Raw genomic sequence first — 16,105 nt, 5'->3', positions numbered from 1 at the left:
ACAGCCTTATTGGTATATTTTTCATGATTCCTTTTTTGTTCTTTGGTTGTGCAATCTAATTCTGTATATAGCCAAAACAATGGAAATAATAATCAGGCTTTCGGTAATCGGCAAATTAAAAATGCTGAATATCGTTATAACGTATACACCAATGGCAAACAAAATATAAACAACCAGAGATTTTATAAAAGAGAGCTTTTTGGCAAATCCCAATTTATACGCAATAATGCCAAAAATGAAGTTTAATACATAAAAAACCCAAAATAAATTAATGGACGTCCCATAATTGTCCAATAAAAAATCAAAAATCAAGCTAAAATTTGTATCCATTCTACTCCCCCATTAATTGAGCTTTCCTTTCAAACCCTTGTACTATCATACTAGAACTTGTAGTCTGACGCCAGTCCTACCAGTGTTAAATTTTATTGAATAATTGGGGAGTAGGCAACATCATTTTCGTATGCTTAACAATCTCTGTATTTTAATATATACTGTCTTTGGAAGAAGACAATATCCGCTCCGCAGTATACGCAGACTCTATCAAACGGATTGATATCTCGAGCAGCGCAGTCCCGGTATTCCGTTTGCTCCACGGGAAAACATAGTATATTTTCGGAGCGGACTATTTATTCCAACTTTTGCATAAAAAAGAAATTCCTTCGGGGGTCCGAAACAGAGGTGTTACTGTGAAAAAAATTGATATCCCTATGTTCTTATTGGCATCATTTGTTATTTTATCATTCGGAGCAGTCGGGTTAGCTATTGCACTTAGAAGTGTCTGGCTGATCATCATATTCCTTATTCTTGGTTCCAGTGCCATGGGGTACGGCATTTATTTGAAGAAAAAGAGAAGAAAGTGACTGCTTTAACAGCGTCACTTTCTTCCGGTTCTGATATAATCATCTAATATAGGTTTCTGAATCGACGGATTACAAACAAATATCGAGTTATTGCTTAACATATTTACTTTTCTTCCATCCAGATCGGTCATCACACCGCCGGTTTCCTCGACAATAATTTTTCCGGCTGCAATATCCCAAGGCGCGAGACGCATCGTTAAATAACCATCCAAAATGCCTTCAGCCACATAAGCTATCTCCAATGCTGCTGATCCATATGCCCTGGAACCCCGGACTCTCTTTACCAACTTCTGCATTGTACCCGCATTCACCAGGGGATTCTCACATAGCCATAAATGGTTCAAACCGAGCATTGCTTGCTTTAATGGAACTTGCTCTTTATTTGAAGCCAGCTTTTCTTCGTCCTTATAGGCTCCTTCATTCCTTTTTGCACTGTACAGCACTTCTTCCATTACATCATAAATGAAACCAATCTCTCCGATACCGTCCTTATATATACCGACGGAAATCGCAAAATTTCTCTTCTGCTGGACAAAATTCATTGTTCCATCTATCGGGTCAATGATCCAGACCATTCCATCCAAGTTGGTAATCTCATCCCCAAACCCTTCCTCACTCAAAATCTGATGTTGCGGATAGGCAGATTTTATTTTATCAACAAAAAACGATTCCGTATCCCGGTCTATTGTTGTTACAAGGTCATTCTCATGAGATTTTGTTTCAATAATGAGTGGATCATTCATTTTGGTTCTTATTATCCTTCCCGCCTCAAGGATCCACGATTTTGCCTGGTTATATATACTTTCCCGTATGTCTCTTTCCATAATTTATCCTCCGAATATGACTCTATGTTATAGTGTACCAAATATCGCATTGATTATTAAAAATATCCCCCTTGAATTCTATATTATATTAAGCGTCTATTCATTTCCACCTTCTATCTCGAGCAATTGCCGCCTAAGTTGTTCCAAGCGCTCTTTTGTTTTTATGATCTGGATTTTATCATTTGCTTTTAACGCGTCGTGCAGCGTAACAAGTTCATAGTCAATTTCCATACGGATCACAGGTAATTTCTTTTGTGCTTCTTTTCGTCTCAATGCCTCCATTACATATTTCATTTTTTCACAACCTTTCAATTACCTTTTATTATATTTATGTTTCCGTTGTTATTTTGGTTCAATCATGTTCGCCAAATGGTTTCCTATTTATGTTGCAATTCCCAAATATAAATCTTTTGAAACATCCTTCGCCATATAACTCGCTGCTTGACTTGAATTTTATTTTCCTTAATAATCATATTTATATCAAGATGAGTAAGAAAGGACTGTTTTCATGACATTTCAAGGCTTTGACCAAAAAGACTTCGAAACATTTTCCATTGATGGACTTGAAGAAAGAATGAATGCAATAAGAAACCGTATTCAGCCTAAATTCAAAGAAATTGGCAATGAACTCGTTGACCATTTGTCACTTAAACTCGGAAATGAAGTATTTTTGCATATAGCAAAACATGCCCGTAGAACGGTGAACCCGCCAAAAGACACTTGGCTGGCGATTGCAGATAATAAACGGGGGTATAAAAAACACCCGCATTTTCAAGTAGGTTTATTTGATAACCATGTATTTATCTGGCTGGCGCTGATCTATGAATTGGATCATAAACGATCGATTGCAGAAGCCTTTATCGACAGCTTTGAAGAAATAAAGGGATTGCCTGATCATTACGTTGTCTCTCTTGATCACATGAAAAAAGGGGCGATCAGCCTGAATGATCTGGAATTGAAAGATGTGGAGAGATTTCGTGATGTGAAAAAATGCGAGTTTTTAATCGGTCAGCATCTTTTGCCAGATGATGAAAAGACAAGAGATGGAGATCAATTTCTTAAAACAGCCAAGGAAACCATTGATTCCCTGATCCCTTTGTATCAAAAGGCCTTAAGAAGCAGGATTTGAACCAATAAATAATTTCCGTGCTGCCGTTTTACTTTATTATAATCATATTATGATAGGGTCATGCAGCAATATGCTGCAAATGACCCTTCATTTTATTTCATGGTTATTAATGCACTCTCCGATTCCTTCGCTTTCTTCAAAACGTGATAACCGACGTATCCTGACTCTTTTTCAAACTGTTTCAACAAAGCCTTTTCTTCACTTTTTGAAGGAACCACCTGCTTAAAACGTTTGTATTGCAATATCACCTCTTCCCGATTCACTTTGCTTTCATATGCCTTTTCGATTAGCGACAAAAACTGCACCACATGAACTACCTCTTCTGTTGTCCAAGTTTCATCAATGGGATAATAATAATTCATACGTGAAAATCCACCTGCCTGTTACCATTTATTTCTAATTTCTTCCGCCTGTTTCATCATGTTTTGTATCAGCACACTTGCAGAAGGAATGTCTTTAATGCCCGCAACACCTTGACCAGCCCAGCCGAAACCTTTTTTCTCATCACCATCATAAATATAACGTTTGTTTGCTTCTCCGCTGATATGGTCTTTAAGGGAATCGTACCCTTGCTCCAACTTTTCCAGCTGCAATATTTCATCCGTCCACGGGTTTTTAAGGGCTCTTGCCGGTGTCCCCAATGTACGTTTAATTACCACTGTGGCGTTTTCATCTGCATCCAATATGGCTTGCTTATATGTTTCATGTGCATCCACACATTCTTTGGTGGCAATAAAACGAGTGCCCATTTCGATACCTTCAGCACCCAGGGCCAAAGCGGCCATTAATCCCTTTCCATCTACAATGCCTCCAGAAGCGATGACGGGAATGGATACCGCCTCAACTACTTGAGGCGTAAGTACGAATGTGCCTACATCCCCCCGACCAAGGTGGCCTCCACCTTCCTGGCCGACCACCATCACGGCATCTGCTCCCAGTTCTTCCGCTTTTTCAGCCTGCCTTCTTGCCGCCACCAAAACTAATCTTTTTATATTATGTCCTTCCACCATATCCAATACACCTTTTGGATTTCCCCCCGTCACGGAAATAACGGGGACTTCTTCTTCAACAGCAACCTTTACCATGTGTTCAAATGGCCTGCCATGCTGGCCAATGGCAAAATTTACCCCAAAAGGTTTATCTGTCAGTGTTTTAACTTTATGTATTTCATCCCGCAATCTTTCTTCATCAGGTAAGCTCATTGCTGTAATCTGTCCCAATCCTCCTGCATTTGACACCGCCGCAGCAAGGTCAGCATAAGCCAAATAAGCCAGCCCGCCTTGAATAATTGGATGTTTAATTTTTAATAATTCTGTCACTCTTGTTTTCATTATTCTCCCCCCACCCCTCTGTCTATTACTTAAATCGTATCATTAACGCAACTACTATTTCCAATTGTTGCACTTTGGCAATTAAAATTCATCAAAGTCAAAAAAAGAGCTGCAAATGCAGCTCTTATGAATTCGATTTTTTATTTTTGTTACAAGTTGGACAAGTACTGTAAAGTGTAGTTACCTTTTCTTCATTATAATGTTCGATAACCTTTTGACAATCCTGACAGACGATCGTCCCCATTCAGGCCAACTCCTTCTTGTTTAGAATATCTTAATTACATTATATGATGTATTATTCAAGAAATCAAGCGTAAATTAGTATAACACAATGTTAATTTATGTTATTTTTATGAACATATATTAATTGAAACCATTAGCATATTTTTATTCAACGGCTGGATTTCCATGGATCAATGAATACTATTAATAGGCAAACGAAAAAACCAATGAAAAAATTATGTTTTTCATTGGTTCCTCTGTTCAGGCATATGCTGTATAAGCAAGCCATTCCTAATTATCTTAATTCTATTCAATTAAACCCGGATCAACCATTTCGTATCCCTGGTCACGAAGGCCCTGAACAATGTCTTCCAGCGCCTCGGCTGTCCATTCCCTGTCATGCATTAATAAATTGGCTCCATTATTAAGCTCAGGTGCATTAACCATAATATCGGCTATGGCCTCCCTGGACCTATATTCCTCTTCCCAATCATACCCGTAGCTCCAGTTCATTAAAATCATACCTTCTTCTTCTACCAGGTCTATCACATGATCTGTATTGGCTCCATTCGGTGCTCTAAAAAACCGTGGCCTTTCTCCAATAATCTCTTCGACCCGGTCACTGAGATCGAGAATTTCCTCCGTCTGTTCTTCTTCGGAAATGTCCGGTAAAAACGGGTGATTATACGTATGGTTACCGATATAAAATCCCATATCATAAATTTCTCTTAAAATCTCTTCATCTTCAGGTGTGTTTAAGAAATGACCATTCACAAAAAAAATGGCATTTGCTTCCAATTCATATAACGTTTCAGCCATTTCCAATGCATGGCCATCAGGTGCGTCATCAATCGTTAATAATACCACTTCTTCATTGGCATCGTCTTTCGGGACAATTGACCACGTATCGGATACAGTATATTCCGGCTCAGGCGCCTGTTCAGTTATTTCCCCTTCACTCCCCGTTTCTTCCTGTTCATTGTCATTTTCATCTGTTTCTGTTTCAATCCACGCTTCCTGCGAACCTTCCGTTTGCTCATCAGTTTGTTCTTCTGCCTCTTTATTTTCCTGTTCCGATTCCTGAACGTTCTCCTGTTCTTCAGCAGGGTTGCCGCAAGCAGATATTACAAGTGTCAATGTAAAAAATACAACAACGTAACATATTTGTTTCATATATATCCCCCGATGTCTATATTCAAAGTAATTTCTTATTACAGTTTACATGATTTTCATATTCATTCAAACTATTTTTTGTCGTAGACACACATCACAAACAGAGGAGGATTGATTTTAAATATATAGGGTACAGTATGTATAGTACTTTATTGAAAGTAATTTTCTCTTATGTTTAACTACATACTAGATTAGATTAATAAAAGGAAGAAAGGATATTTGAATATGAAAAAAGTAACCACTGTATTTTATATTTCCGCCATTATTGCTTTTCTTTTTATCCTATGGGGAATTATCCCTGAAACTGTTCTTCCAAACGCTAATTTGGATAATGTAACTACAATTATTCAAAGCTTTTTGGTTAATCAGTTTGGCTGGTTTTACTTATTAAGTGCCTCCATTTTTTTAGGATTTGCTATCTACTTGATTTTTTCGAAATATGGAAAAATCAAGCTTGGAAAGCCGAATGATAAACCGGAATATAGCTATTTAACCTGGTTTGCCATGCTGTTCAGTGCAGGAATGGGTATTGGTTTGGTATTTTGGGGAGCTGCAGAACCTCTATCGCATTTTCATAGTCCCCCCTATGGAGAATCGGGAACGAATGAAGCTGCCAAAACCGCAATGCAATATAGCTTTTTCCATTGGGGCTTTCACCCTTGGGCAACATATGCAACACTTGCACTGGCATTAGCTTATTTCAAATTCCGTAAACAATCTCCAGGGGCGGTAAGTGCCACATTACAGCCATTATTTGGGGACCATATGAAAGGTGGATGGGGTACAGCTGTTGATGTCATTGTAGTATTTGCCACGATTTTCGGAGTGGCTACATCCTTGGGACTTGGAGCCATTCAAATCAGTGGAGGTGTTTCCTCCGTCTTTAATATTGAACAGACAGTTGCACTTCAACTAATTATTATCGCCATCGTTACCGTACTATTCATGACTTCTTCGATGACTGGTTTAAACCGGGGAATAAAGTACTTAAGCAACACCAATTTAATTTTGGCGTTTTTATTAATGATGTTTCTACTCATTCTGGGACCTACAAACTTTATTATGAATTTATTTACAACAACGTTTGGAACATTTCTGCAAAATCTCCCAAGTATGAGTTTTCGCATGACGCCATTTGATGAAGCAAATACAGATTGGATTAATGGGTGGACTATTTTTTACTGGGCATGGTGGATTGCATGGGCACCATTTGTCGGTACATTTATCGCAAGGGTTTCCCGAGGCAGAACAGTAAGGGAATTTGTCTCAGGTGTATTACTGGTCCCGGCCATTTTTGGAGCATTTTGGTTCTCTGTATTTGGTGGATCGGCATTAAATTTAGAGTTTTTCGAAGGGGCAAATCTCATACAGCATATCGAAGAAACAGGAGAGGAAGCTGCATTGTTTGCTCTATTGGAATATTTCCCACTGTCCACATTGGTATCAAGTATCGCAGTCCTTCTCATTAGTACATTTTTCATTACTTCTGCAGACTCAGCGACATTTGTTCTTGGTATGCAAACAACCGGTGGAAGTCTTTACCCGCCTAACAGTGTCAAATTGGTTTGGGGTTTTATTCAATCCGGTGCAGCTGCCGTACTGTTGTGGCAAGGTGGACTGATTGCCCTGCAGACAGCATCGATTATTGTAGCATTCCCTTTTGCCATGATTATGCTGTTGATTGTAATTTCTCTCATGAAAGCTTTTGGTCAGGAAAAAGAAGCAATCGAAAAAAATAAAACAAAAGGTTAGGCCATTACCGGTCTAACCTTTTTTAGACTGCTGGTACATGATTTGTCTATAGGTCACCCAGGACCCGGTACTGTCTCTTTTCCCCCAAGGTGCAAGGAAGAATCACTTCAAATGTCCTTTCAGTTGCTTATATTCACTCAGGAACAGAACACTTGTAAGCAGACAAAATAAATTATTCTAATCAGATCTACGTGTATTCGGAAGGCTCAACGAATTATTTGTTTAAATGTTTTCCAAAGCAAGGTATTAAGGGTGAGACGAGCTTTTCGTAAAGTTTCCATTTTTAAGAATACAACTTTTTTACAATATCGCTGATTTTATGTGTATTATATTTCGCATACTATCATGCATTTTCAATTTCTTAACAGTTCAGTTACATTCCCTTTCCTTACGTTTTTTTCTGTTAAACTAAACTTCAAAGTAACAGTAAAATCAAAGCTTTGTCTATTTCCTCATGTGTAACTTTCATAACAATTAGCAGATGGACATTTTCACGTTAAAAAAGAGGCGGTGATGATAGTTAAACATTCAGTTTGCTACTTTATTCTATTTACGTTATTTCTCACCTCATGTCAACATAGCGAAGAAAAAATAGAGGTTATTACCTTTCATCCAACGGATTACGATGTAATGCTTCTCAGAAACAATGCAGACACTGGAATGGAGGAAATCTACCTGGATGCCATTATTGAATTAAAAGCAGAATACCCCTCTGAATTTAAGCAGGTTTCATCCGAAGCAAAACCAATTCCTGAAATAGATATGCTTGTCAATCATGACGAAAATCCTACATTATTAATCACAAAAGATGGGCAGACAGTGAAGGAACTATCAGGAGATACTTCAAAAAAGGAAATTCTGGCTTATTTGGAAATGACTATGGATAAATAACACTTCGGCTGAGACATAACTATTTCTTCTGAGAGAAATATTCAAAAAAAACTGCTCGCCCGGCTCCGGGAATATACGGAACGGCCGGTGTCTTTCTTCAGGATTTTATAGTTTTGTCCCAGCCTTTGGTTAATCAAGCGTGAAAAAAACCGGTGGGAAAACAAACTCTTTTCCCACCGGTTTTTTCGTCTGCCGTTCAGGCAGCTTATTACCGTTTATTACATCGTATGAATTGGCGTACCCAGCGCGACTTCTGCTGCCTCCATGGTAATTTCCCCCAATGTAGGGTGGGCATGGATCGTTAGTGCGATATCTTCAGCCGTCATTCCTGCTTCAATCGCCAATCCTACTTCCGCAATCATATCACTGGCGTTTGGTCCCGCAATTTGTGCGCCAATAACCAGGCCATCTTCTTCACGGGTAATCAATTTTAAGAAGCCGTCAGTGCTGTTTAAAGAAAGTGCTCTTCCGTTTGCAGCAAATGGAAACTTGGAAGCTTTTACTTTATATCCGGCATCTTTTGCTTCTTTTTCAGTATAACCTACCATTGCCAGCTCCGGATCTGTAAACGCTACTGCTGGAATTCCGATATAGTCAATGACAGATTTTTCTCCACTGATGACTTCTGCTGCTATTTTCCCTTCATAGGAAGCTTTATGTGCAAGGGCAGGGCCAGGAACAATGTCACCAATCGCGTAGATGTTGTCCACACTTGTCCGGCACTGTTCATCTATTTTAACAAAACCTTTATCGTCCATTTCCACTCCTGCCTGCTCAAGACCGATATCCTCTGTATTCGGACGGCGGCCCACTGTTACCAGGACGTAATCCGCATCCACTGTTTCTTCTTTTCCTTTTACTTCATACGTTACTGTTACACCGTCTTCTTTTTCTTCCACACCTTTGGCCATCGCTTCTGTAACGATTTGAACATCTTTTTTCTTTAGATGCTTTTTAACAACCTGGGTCATTTGTTTTTCAAACCCGCCAAGAATGTCTTTGGCACCTTCAAGGATGGTCACTTTCGATCCTAAGTTTGCATATGCAGTACCCAACTCGGTACCTACATAGCCTCCACCGATGACAACCATTTTTTCCGGAATTTCTTCCAGATTAAGTGCCCCGGTGGAATCAAGTACCCGATCGGAAAATTTAAAGCTTGGAATTTCAATCGGAGAAGAACCGGTTGCAACAATACAGTTATTGAAAGTATAAGTCTGGGAATTTTTTTCATCCATTACTTTTGCTGTATTTTTATCAACGAAATAAACTTCGCCGTTTAAAATATCCACCTTATTTCCTTTTAATAGACCTTCCACGCCGGAAGTCAGCTTGTTCACAATGCCGCCTTTCCACTCCTGGACTTTGGCAAAATCAATGGTTACATTCTCTGTCTTAATACCAAGATCTTCATTGCCAAAAGCCTTTTGTGCCATGTGTCCGGCCTCAATCAATGCTTTTGAAGGAATACACCCCACGTTTAAGCAAACACCGCCAAGTGCATCTTTATCCACGATGGTTACTTTCTGTCCCAGCTGTGCAGCCCGGATAGCAGCTACATAGCCACCCGGACCTGCCCCTACAACTAATGTGTCTACCTCAATCGGAAAATCTCCTACTACCATAATTTTACGCCTCCATCATAATTAATTGTGGATCGTTCAGCAATCGTTTAATTTGGTTTAGAGCCAATTGTGCAGTTGCCCCGTCAATAATCCGGTGATCAAAGACAAATGACAATGCCAATACCGGTGCAACTACAACTTCTCCGTTTCGGACAATTGGTTTTTCTGCAATACGTCCTATCCCCAGAATAGCTGCTTCAGGGTAATTCAGTACAGGGGTAAACCATTGTCCTCCAGCTGAACCAATATTTGTTATTGTATTTGAAGCACCTTTCATCTCCTCAGAAGTAAGTTTACCATCTCGGGCTTTTTCTGCCAATTCATTTATTTCTTTGGAAAGGTCAAAGATGGACTTTCGATCGGCGTCTTTTACTACCGGCACAAGCAAACCTCTGTCTGTATCTGCTGCAATACCGATATTGTAATAATGCTTATGAATGATTTCATCTGTTTCATCATCCACAGAAGCATTAAGAATTGGATATTGTTTGGATGCCGAAATCAATGCTTTTACCACATATGGTAGATAGGTTAACTTAATATCCTGTTCCATGGCAATCTCTTTAAACTTCTTACGATGCGCCACCAGCTCGGTTACATCCACTTCGTCCATTAATGTAACGTGAGGTGCTTTTGTTTTAGAGTTTACCATTGCTTTTGCAATCGTTTTGCGGATGCCTGTCATTTTCTCACGGGTTTCAGGGTATGCACCTTCAGTAACCGTTGCTGCTGCAGGGGTTGTTTCTTTTTCCTCACCTGCTGCCCCGGCATCTGCTGCAGGTTTTTCTCCGCTCAGGAATTGATCCACATCTTCTTTGGTAATACGGCCATTTTTGCCTGTGCCTTCCACTTCTTTAATATTCACATCATTGTCACGGGCATATTTTCTGACTGATGGCATGGCAATAACCCTTTTATCATCACCAGCAGCATCCGTTTTCTGAACGGATTTACTTTCTTCCTGCTTGCCTTCCTTTGCTTCGGATGCAGGTTCTTCAGCTTTTTCTTCCGCTGCTTCGGATGCTTCTTCTCCCTCAGAGTCATCACCCTCATAACCTTCTGCATCAAATGAAATCAGTGTGTCGCCCACTATGGCTACAGCGCCTTCTTCCACATGCAGTTTTTCGACCGTTCCATCCACAGGGGAAGGGATTTCTACGACAGCTTTATCATTTTGCACTTCACACAGCACGTCATCTTCTTTTACTTCATCGCCTTCTTTTACGAACCATTTAACAATTTCCCCTTCGTGAATTCCTTCACCGATATCAGGGAGTTTGAAATTAAAAGCCATGTGTTCTGCCTCCTATCTCATTTTTAAAAGTTCATTACTGCATTTACTTTTTCTATAACGTCTTTGTGGTTTGGCAGCCATACTTCTTCTGCTTCTGAGAAAGCATACACTGTATCAGGAGCTGCAACACGGAGAACAGGTGCTTCCAGGTGCAGGATCGCTCTTTCCTGGATTTCCGATACGATATTGGCAGCAACTCCGGCTTGACGCTGCGCCTCCTGGATCACGACAGCACGATTTGTTTTTTCCACAGACTCAATAATTGTTTCAATATCAATCGGGGAAACAGTACGCAAGTCGATCACTTCTGCATTCACACCATCTTTTTCAAGTTCTTCTGCAGCTTTTAATGCAGTGTGAACCATCGCTCCATAAGCAATCAATGAGACGTCTGTCCCTTCTCGTTTCACTTTTGCTTTACCAAGTTCAATCGTATATTCTTCTTCCGGTACTTCTTCACGGAAGGAACGATACAATTTCATATGCTCCAGGAATACTACCGGATCATTATCACGGATAGAAGATATCAATAAGCCTTTTGCTTCATATGGTGTAGAAGGAATAACAACTTTGATTCCCGGCTGCTGTGCTATAAGGCCTTCCAGTGAATCTGCGTGCAGCTCAGGTGTATGCACTCCGCCTCCAAACGGCGAACGGACTGTGATAGGAGATGTCCATCTTCCGCCGGAACGATAACGCATACGGGCCATCTGTCCATTGATAGAGTCCATCGTTTCATATACGAAGCCGAAGAATTGAATTTCGGGTACAGGCCGGAAACCTTGCAGACCTAAGCCGATAGCCAATCCCCCAATACCTGATTCAGCCAGTGGCGTATCAAAAACCCGGTCTTCCCCGAATTCTTTCTGCAGCCCTTCCGTCGCACGGAACACACCGCCGTTTTGACCGACATCTTCACCAAACACAAGCACATTTTCATCGTTTTTCAGTTCTGTGCGCATTGCATCAGTGATTGCTTGAATCATTGTCATTTGTGCCATGATTTACTTCGACTCCTTTTCTTTATATTCTTCCATTTGTTCTTTTAAATTTACCGGAAGTTCTTCATACATATTTCCAATTAAATCTGTTACTTTTTGTTTAGGATACTCATCCGCTTCTTTAATTGCTTTTTTAATATCTTCTTTTGCCGTTTCAATTACTTCATTCTCTTCCTCTTCCGACCAGAGGTTTTTTTCTTCCAGATACTTGCGGAAGCGAACAATCGGGTCTCTTTTCTCCCATTCATTATCCAAGTCCTCCGTACGGTATCTTGTAGGATCATCACCCGCCATTGTGTGAGGGCCATAACGATAGGTAAGTGTTTCAATCAGCATTGGACCTTCTCCGTTAACAGCTCGTTCCCGGGCATGCTTTGTAGCTGCATATACAGCCAACGGATCCATACCATCCACCTGAATACCTTCAATACCCGCTGCAACTGACTTTTGAGCAAGTGTTTTTGCAGCTGTCTGCAGTTCTACCGGTACGGAAATGGCAAAATAGTTGTTCTGGACAAAGAAGATTGCCGGAGCATTGTACGCACCTGCCATGTTAATACCTTCATAGAAATCTCCCTGGGATGTTCCGCCATCCCCTGTATAAGTGACAGCAACGTTTTTCTTGCCCCGTTTTTTCATACCCAGTGCTACACCGGCAGCCTGTACATATTGTGCCCCGATAATAATTTGCGGACTTAACGCCTGCAAATCTTCCGGCATCTGGTTCCCATGAAAATGTCCTCTGGAGAACAGAAATGCCTGATAGAGCGGAAGTCCCTGCCAAATCAACTGGGGAACGTCACGATATCCCGGCAGAAGAAAATCATCTTTTTCCAAAGCAAATTGACTCGCAAGCTGCGAAGCTTCCTGACCTGCTGTAGGTGCGTAAAAACCAAGACGCCCCTGCCGGTTTAGTGCTATAGAACGCTGATCCAATATACGGGTATAAACCATCCGTTTCATCAGCTCTTTCAGTTCCTCATCACCTAAATCAGGTGCATCCTCTTCATTAACTATTTTTCCATCTTCATTCAGAATCTGGAACATTTCAAATTGGTTTTCCACATTTTCCAATACTTGTTTCAAAATGGGTCACCTCTTCCTTTCTTTTATCCTTATAGTGATTTATTTTTAGCTTCCCCAAAACCTGAAAAAATCTGTATTCAATCCTTCTATACTTTTACCCTTTATCATATTGCATTAAAACTTATATTGGTTTCGGGATGAAACTGTTATACAAATAAATCTAAAATCATTAGTACAATTTGAACTCAACTTAAATAGTAGTATATTCATCACAATAGGTCAATTAGTTTGATTTAATTTATTTACTCCCACACTTATTTCAGAAAGCGCTTCATTCAATCTGTTTCAACAATATACTCCAGCTGTATTAATTGGTGTCTTTAAAAGATTTTCAACAAAAATTGGTTTTGCCAATTATTTTCATTGAGAATCAAAGCCCAAAAATATACAGAACTGAACTCCCTTCCAAGTAAGGTATTCTTGGTTGGTTTTTAACACAATCCAATGTTTATTGGTAAAAGGAAATATTGTGCGCTGTCCCGTAAACCAAAAAAGGGTCACGGACTTTTTTTATCCGTAACCCGTCTAAGAATAGAATTATCCAAGATTAATCCTGTTCTTCTTGATCTTCCTCTTCTTCCTCATTCTCTTTTTCAACATGGCCTGAATCATTATCTTCGTAGGTCACATTGATATCTGCCATTTGATAAAATTCCTGTTTCAGCTCATTATATTCTCGTGTATAATCATTGAATTGTTCATTATAGTCCAGTACTGACTGATAGCTTTCATTAATGCTGTTAATCTGGTCGTTTAACTCTTCTTGCTCGGTATCTTCCTGCTGCAGCACCTCATACAGCTCTCTTTCCAATTCCAACGAATTCAAATAGGCATCATACAGGTTATAATATGACTCATAACGGTCTTCCATTACACTATACATATTTTCTCCCGTTTCTTTTACACTTTCATCTTCGAGCTCCGCAATTAAATCCTCCGTCATTTGAAATGTTTCCTGAGAAGACTCAATACTCTCCCTTTCCTCGTTTATTTTATCGGCACGTTCATCAATCACTTCCAAGGCTTCCTGTGAAAGTATTTGAATTTGATCAAATTCATCCATATCAAGCTGGATGATCTCGCTGTATAACTCCTGTTCCTTTTGCTCCAGTTCACTAATTTTGCCCTGTTGACCCTCAAATGCTGCTTCTTCAGCAACCGCTTCTTCCAACTGACTATGTATTTGCTCTTCCGTACTTTCACCAGCGCAGGCCGATAACAGAACAAACGAACCGAAAAGAACCGCAAGTCCGATTTTCCTCATCATTTTCCCCCTTCACATACTCATACCTGTTCATCTCATCAGTATAACATGTTCTTCCATGCTATAATATAGTAAAATGAAATGTAGTTCTGTGGCAAATTTATCATTAATATATGATTAATATGTTAAAATATGAAGTGCTGAAATGAAAGTAATTTGATGTTTTTATTTTTATTGGGAGTGACATATATATGATAACAATGAAAGATATCGTTCGGGAAGGTCATCCTTCTTTAACTGCAGTTGCTGCGGAAGTACCTGTTCCAATAAGTAACGAAGACAAAAAATTATTGGATGAAATGCTCACATTTTTAAAAAACAGCCAGAATGAAGAGATAGCCGAAAAGTATGATTTGCGTCCAGGAGTCGGTCTCGCAGCCCCCCAGCTTGGTCTGAATAAACGGTTGATTGCCGTTCATTTTGACGATTTAAACGGGAAACATTACAGTTATCAGCTTGTTAATCCGAAAATCGTCAGCCATTCCGTTGAAAAAGCTTATTTGACCGGTGGCGAGGGTTGCTTATCAGTTGACCGGAATGTGGAAGGATATGTTCCCAGGTATACCCGTGTTACAGTAAAAGCAACAGATGAAAACGATGAACAGATAAAACTCCGTTTAAAAGGCTATGCTGCAATTGTGGTACAGCACGAAATTGATCATCTAAACGGGATTATGTTTTATGACCATATCAACAAAGAAAATCCTTTTTTAGTACCTGAAAATGCAAAACCAATAGAATAAATGAACGAATAAAAGAGCTGTTCCCAGGACAGCTCTTTTATTTTACAGAATGGTGTATAAGATTTCTCCCGATGTGAAAAATAAATATACAATCGTCGTGATGGCAGTTTTACAGTGTGGATAAATATTTTTTATTACAAATGACGTGTTTTTATTTCCAAATTCCTCGAATCATACTATACTATATAGTAAGAGGGATTGGATCGGTAGAACGTTTTTGTTGCTTTTCTTAAAAAGTTGAAAGGAGTTTAACATTATGCTGAAACGCCTGAAAGAAAAGCTCAAGAAACGCTGGAAGGATTTTATTGGTCGTGGACGGGTACCTACTACTTGCAAAAAAACTACCATTGATAATACCAATCATTAATAAAAACGGCTTACAGCTAAAGTAATTTCAGATTTACTTTACTGCAGGCAATAAGCTCGTTATTACACTTTTACAGATAAAGAAGTCTCATACTTTTTAAATTACTGCTCATTAGGGTACTATGGTTATAGAATGCTACGGATGTAAATAAACGGAATTGAATTAAAACGGTGAAAAAATGTTAATAGCAGCTCTTTCTGGTCCGGAATTTGCCATTGAGGCTGCTTTAAACATGATAGTACAGAGAATGTTTACTGGTGTCATAGGAGAGGGATCATCTCTTCTATGATTACCGGTTGAGGATAAGAAATAAGTTAGGAGAGGATAATTTTGATTTTTAAAGTATTATATCAGGAATTAAAAGATGAAGTTCCTGTCAGGGAACGTACGAAAGCCTTTTATGTAGAGGCAGATACAACAAGGGAAGTCCGGGAAAAAATTAATGACCGTAATGTTAATATCGAGTATATTCATGCATTAAACGACGCACATTTAGCTTACGAGAAAAAGTCCGCAAACTTTACTGTGGAGAATGTATAGGAA

The 16,105-nt window shown here is 39.4% G+C and carries 18 protein-coding genes; 6 read left to right on the top strand and 12 right to left on the bottom strand.

What is annotated here, in order from left to right; genetic code table 11:
- Positions 1 to 21: 21 nt before the first annotated feature.
- Positions 22 to 330 carry a YlaH-like family protein gene (locus tag ACZ42C_RS02430; RefSeq protein ID WP_461182352.1) on the bottom strand — a complete coding sequence of 103 codons (309 nt, stop codon included), beginning with the start codon at positions 328 to 330 and terminating at the stop codon, positions 22 to 24.
- Positions 331 to 686: 356 nt separating this feature from the next.
- On the opposite strand from ACZ42C_RS02430, the gene ACZ42C_RS02425 reads away from it, so the two are divergent.
- On the top strand, positions 687 to 860 hold the full coding sequence (locus ACZ42C_RS02425) for a DUF5325 family protein (protein ID WP_461182353.1): 174 nt from the start codon (positions 687 to 689) through the stop codon (positions 858 to 860).
- A gap of 14 nt (positions 861 to 874) precedes the next feature.
- On the opposite strand, the gene ACZ42C_RS02420 is transcribed toward ACZ42C_RS02425, so the two are convergent.
- Both ACZ42C_RS02420 and ACZ42C_RS02415 read right to left on the bottom strand, forming a co-directional pair.
- A complete protein-coding gene (locus tag ACZ42C_RS02420) occupies positions 875 to 1,684 on the bottom strand; it encodes an inositol monophosphatase family protein (RefSeq protein ID WP_461182354.1) in 810 nt (269 codons plus the stop codon).
- A 96-nt stretch (positions 1,685 to 1,780) separates the two neighbouring features.
- A complete protein-coding gene (locus ACZ42C_RS02415) occupies positions 1,781 to 1,978 on the bottom strand; it encodes a hypothetical protein (RefSeq protein WP_461182355.1) in 198 nt (65 codons plus the stop codon).
- 214 nt (positions 1,979 to 2,192) lie between these two features.
- Between ACZ42C_RS02415 and ACZ42C_RS02410 the strand changes: the two genes are divergently transcribed.
- Positions 2,193 to 2,813 carry a YktB family protein gene (locus ACZ42C_RS02410; RefSeq protein WP_461182356.1) on the top strand — a complete coding sequence of 207 codons (621 nt, stop codon included), beginning with the start codon at positions 2,193 to 2,195 and terminating at the stop codon, positions 2,811 to 2,813.
- Positions 2,814 to 2,905: 92 nt separating this feature from the next.
- Here ACZ42C_RS02410 and ACZ42C_RS02405 read toward each other — a convergent pair whose 3' ends face one another.
- The 4 genes from ACZ42C_RS02405 to ACZ42C_RS02390 form a co-directional block, all read right to left on the bottom strand.
- The gene (locus ACZ42C_RS02405; RefSeq protein ID WP_461182357.1) at positions 2,906 to 3,175 is read right to left on the bottom strand and encodes a UPF0223 family protein; all 270 of its coding nucleotides are present in this window, start codon (positions 3,173 to 3,175) and stop codon (positions 2,906 to 2,908) included.
- Between the two features lie 21 nt (positions 3,176 to 3,196).
- Entirely contained in the window at positions 3,197 to 4,144 is a 948-nt protein-coding gene (locus ACZ42C_RS02400) for an NAD(P)H-dependent flavin oxidoreductase (protein ID WP_461182358.1), read from the bottom strand.
- Between the two features lie 124 nt (positions 4,145 to 4,268).
- Entirely contained in the window at positions 4,269 to 4,388 is a 120-nt protein-coding gene (locus ACZ42C_RS02395; protein WP_461182359.1) for a GapA-binding peptide SR1P, read from the bottom strand.
- Positions 4,389 to 4,672: 284 nt separating this feature from the next.
- The gene (locus tag ACZ42C_RS02390) at positions 4,673 to 5,539 is read right to left on the bottom strand and encodes a polysaccharide deacetylase family protein (RefSeq protein ID WP_461182360.1); all 867 of its coding nucleotides are present in this window, start codon (positions 5,537 to 5,539) and stop codon (positions 4,673 to 4,675) included.
- 225 nt (positions 5,540 to 5,764) lie between these two features.
- On the opposite strand from ACZ42C_RS02390, the gene ACZ42C_RS02385 reads away from it, so the two are divergent.
- The gene (locus ACZ42C_RS02385; protein WP_461182361.1) at positions 5,765 to 7,291 is read left to right on the top strand and encodes a glycine betaine uptake BCCT transporter; all 1,527 of its coding nucleotides are present in this window, start codon (positions 5,765 to 5,767) and stop codon (positions 7,289 to 7,291) included.
- Positions 7,292 to 7,804: 513 nt separating this feature from the next.
- On the top strand, positions 7,805 to 8,182 hold the full coding sequence (locus ACZ42C_RS02380) for a thioredoxin domain-containing protein (protein ID WP_461182362.1): 378 nt from the start codon (positions 7,805 to 7,807) through the stop codon (positions 8,180 to 8,182).
- A gap of 218 nt (positions 8,183 to 8,400) precedes the next feature.
- On the opposite strand, the gene lpdA is transcribed toward ACZ42C_RS02380, so the two are convergent.
- The 5 genes from lpdA to ACZ42C_RS02355 all read right to left on the bottom strand — a co-directional run bounded on the left by lpdA (position 8,401) and on the right by ACZ42C_RS02355 (position 14,455).
- Positions 8,401 to 9,807, bottom strand: coding sequence for a dihydrolipoyl dehydrogenase (gene lpdA / locus ACZ42C_RS02375; RefSeq protein ID WP_461182363.1), 1,407 nt, complete (start codon positions 9,805 to 9,807; stop codon positions 8,401 to 8,403).
- Positions 9,808 to 9,811: 4 nt separating this feature from the next.
- Positions 9,812 to 11,101: a dihydrolipoamide acetyltransferase family protein gene (locus tag ACZ42C_RS02370; protein ID WP_461182364.1), complete on the bottom strand. Its 1,290-nt coding sequence runs from the start codon at positions 11,099 to 11,101 to the stop codon at positions 9,812 to 9,814.
- A 23-nt stretch (positions 11,102 to 11,124) separates the two neighbouring features.
- Positions 11,125 to 12,102 carry an alpha-ketoacid dehydrogenase subunit beta gene (locus ACZ42C_RS02365; RefSeq protein WP_461182365.1) on the bottom strand — a complete coding sequence of 326 codons (978 nt, stop codon included), beginning with the start codon at positions 12,100 to 12,102 and terminating at the stop codon, positions 11,125 to 11,127.
- A gap of 3 nt (positions 12,103 to 12,105) precedes the next feature.
- A complete protein-coding gene (pdhA, locus tag ACZ42C_RS02360; RefSeq protein ID WP_461182366.1) occupies positions 12,106 to 13,188 on the bottom strand; it encodes a pyruvate dehydrogenase (acetyl-transferring) E1 component subunit alpha in 1,083 nt (360 codons plus the stop codon).
- A gap of 547 nt (positions 13,189 to 13,735) precedes the next feature.
- Positions 13,736 to 14,455: a YkyA family protein gene (locus ACZ42C_RS02355; RefSeq protein WP_464891322.1), complete on the bottom strand. Its 720-nt coding sequence runs from the start codon at positions 14,453 to 14,455 to the stop codon at positions 13,736 to 13,738.
- 188 nt (positions 14,456 to 14,643) lie between these two features.
- Here ACZ42C_RS02355 and def point away from each other — a divergent pair, with 188 nt between their 5' ends.
- The gene (gene def, locus ACZ42C_RS02350) at positions 14,644 to 15,195 is read left to right on the top strand and encodes a peptide deformylase (protein WP_461182368.1); all 552 of its coding nucleotides are present in this window, start codon (positions 14,644 to 14,646) and stop codon (positions 15,193 to 15,195) included.
- Positions 15,196 to 15,892: 697 nt separating this feature from the next.
- Positions 15,893 to 16,102, top strand: a complete 210-nt coding sequence (locus tag ACZ42C_RS02345) for a DNA-dependent RNA polymerase subunit epsilon (protein ID WP_461182369.1) — start codon at positions 15,893 to 15,895, stop codon at positions 16,100 to 16,102.
- The last annotated feature ends 3 nt before the right edge of the window (positions 16,103 to 16,105 follow it).

This window comes from Virgibacillus kimchii, from assembly GCF_055379185.1.
This window is presented reverse-complemented; position numbering and strand designations above follow the sequence as displayed.

Bases quoted from the DNA above. Each gene is read 5' to 3' on its own strand.
- ACZ42C_RS02430 (WP_461182352.1), bottom strand. From the start codon at position 330: ATGGATACAAATTTTAGCTTGATTTTTGATTTTTTATTGGACAATTAT.
- ACZ42C_RS02420 (WP_461182354.1), bottom strand. From the start codon at position 1,684: ATGGAAAGAGACATACGGGAAAGTATATATAACCAGGCAAAATCGTGG.
- ACZ42C_RS02415 (WP_461182355.1), bottom strand. From the start codon at position 1,978: ATGAAATATGTAATGGAGGCATTGAGACGAAAAGAAGCACAAAAGAAA.
- ACZ42C_RS02410 (WP_461182356.1), top strand. From the start codon at position 2,193: ATGACATTTCAAGGCTTTGACCAAAAAGACTTCGAAACATTTTCCATT.
- ACZ42C_RS02405 (WP_461182357.1), bottom strand. From the start codon at position 3,175: ATGAATTATTATTATCCCATTGATGAAACTTGGACAACAGAAGAGGTA.
- ACZ42C_RS02400 (WP_461182358.1), bottom strand. From the start codon at position 4,144: ATGAAAACAAGAGTGACAGAATTATTAAAAATTAAACATCCAATTATT.
- ACZ42C_RS02395 (WP_461182359.1), bottom strand. From the start codon at position 4,388: ATGGGGACGATCGTCTGTCAGGATTGTCAAAAGGTTATCGAACATTAT.
- ACZ42C_RS02390 (WP_461182360.1), bottom strand. From the start codon at position 5,539: ATGAAACAAATATGTTACGTTGTTGTATTTTTTACATTGACACTTGTA.
- ACZ42C_RS02385 (WP_461182361.1), top strand. From the start codon at position 5,765: ATGAAAAAAGTAACCACTGTATTTTATATTTCCGCCATTATTGCTTTT.
- ACZ42C_RS02380 (WP_461182362.1), top strand. From the start codon at position 7,805: ATGATAGTTAAACATTCAGTTTGCTACTTTATTCTATTTACGTTATTT.
- lpdA (WP_461182363.1), bottom strand. From the start codon at position 9,807: ATGGTAGTAGGAGATTTTCCGATTGAGGTAGACACATTAGTTGTAGGG.
- ACZ42C_RS02370 (WP_461182364.1), bottom strand. From the start codon at position 11,101: ATGGCTTTTAATTTCAAACTCCCTGATATCGGTGAAGGAATTCACGAA.
- ACZ42C_RS02365 (WP_461182365.1), bottom strand. From the start codon at position 12,102: ATGGCACAAATGACAATGATTCAAGCAATCACTGATGCAATGCGCACA.
- ACZ42C_RS02355 (WP_464891322.1), bottom strand. From the start codon at position 14,455: ATGATGAGGAAAATCGGACTTGCGGTTCTTTTCGGTTCGTTTGTTCTG.
- def (WP_461182368.1), top strand. From the start codon at position 14,644: ATGATAACAATGAAAGATATCGTTCGGGAAGGTCATCCTTCTTTAACT.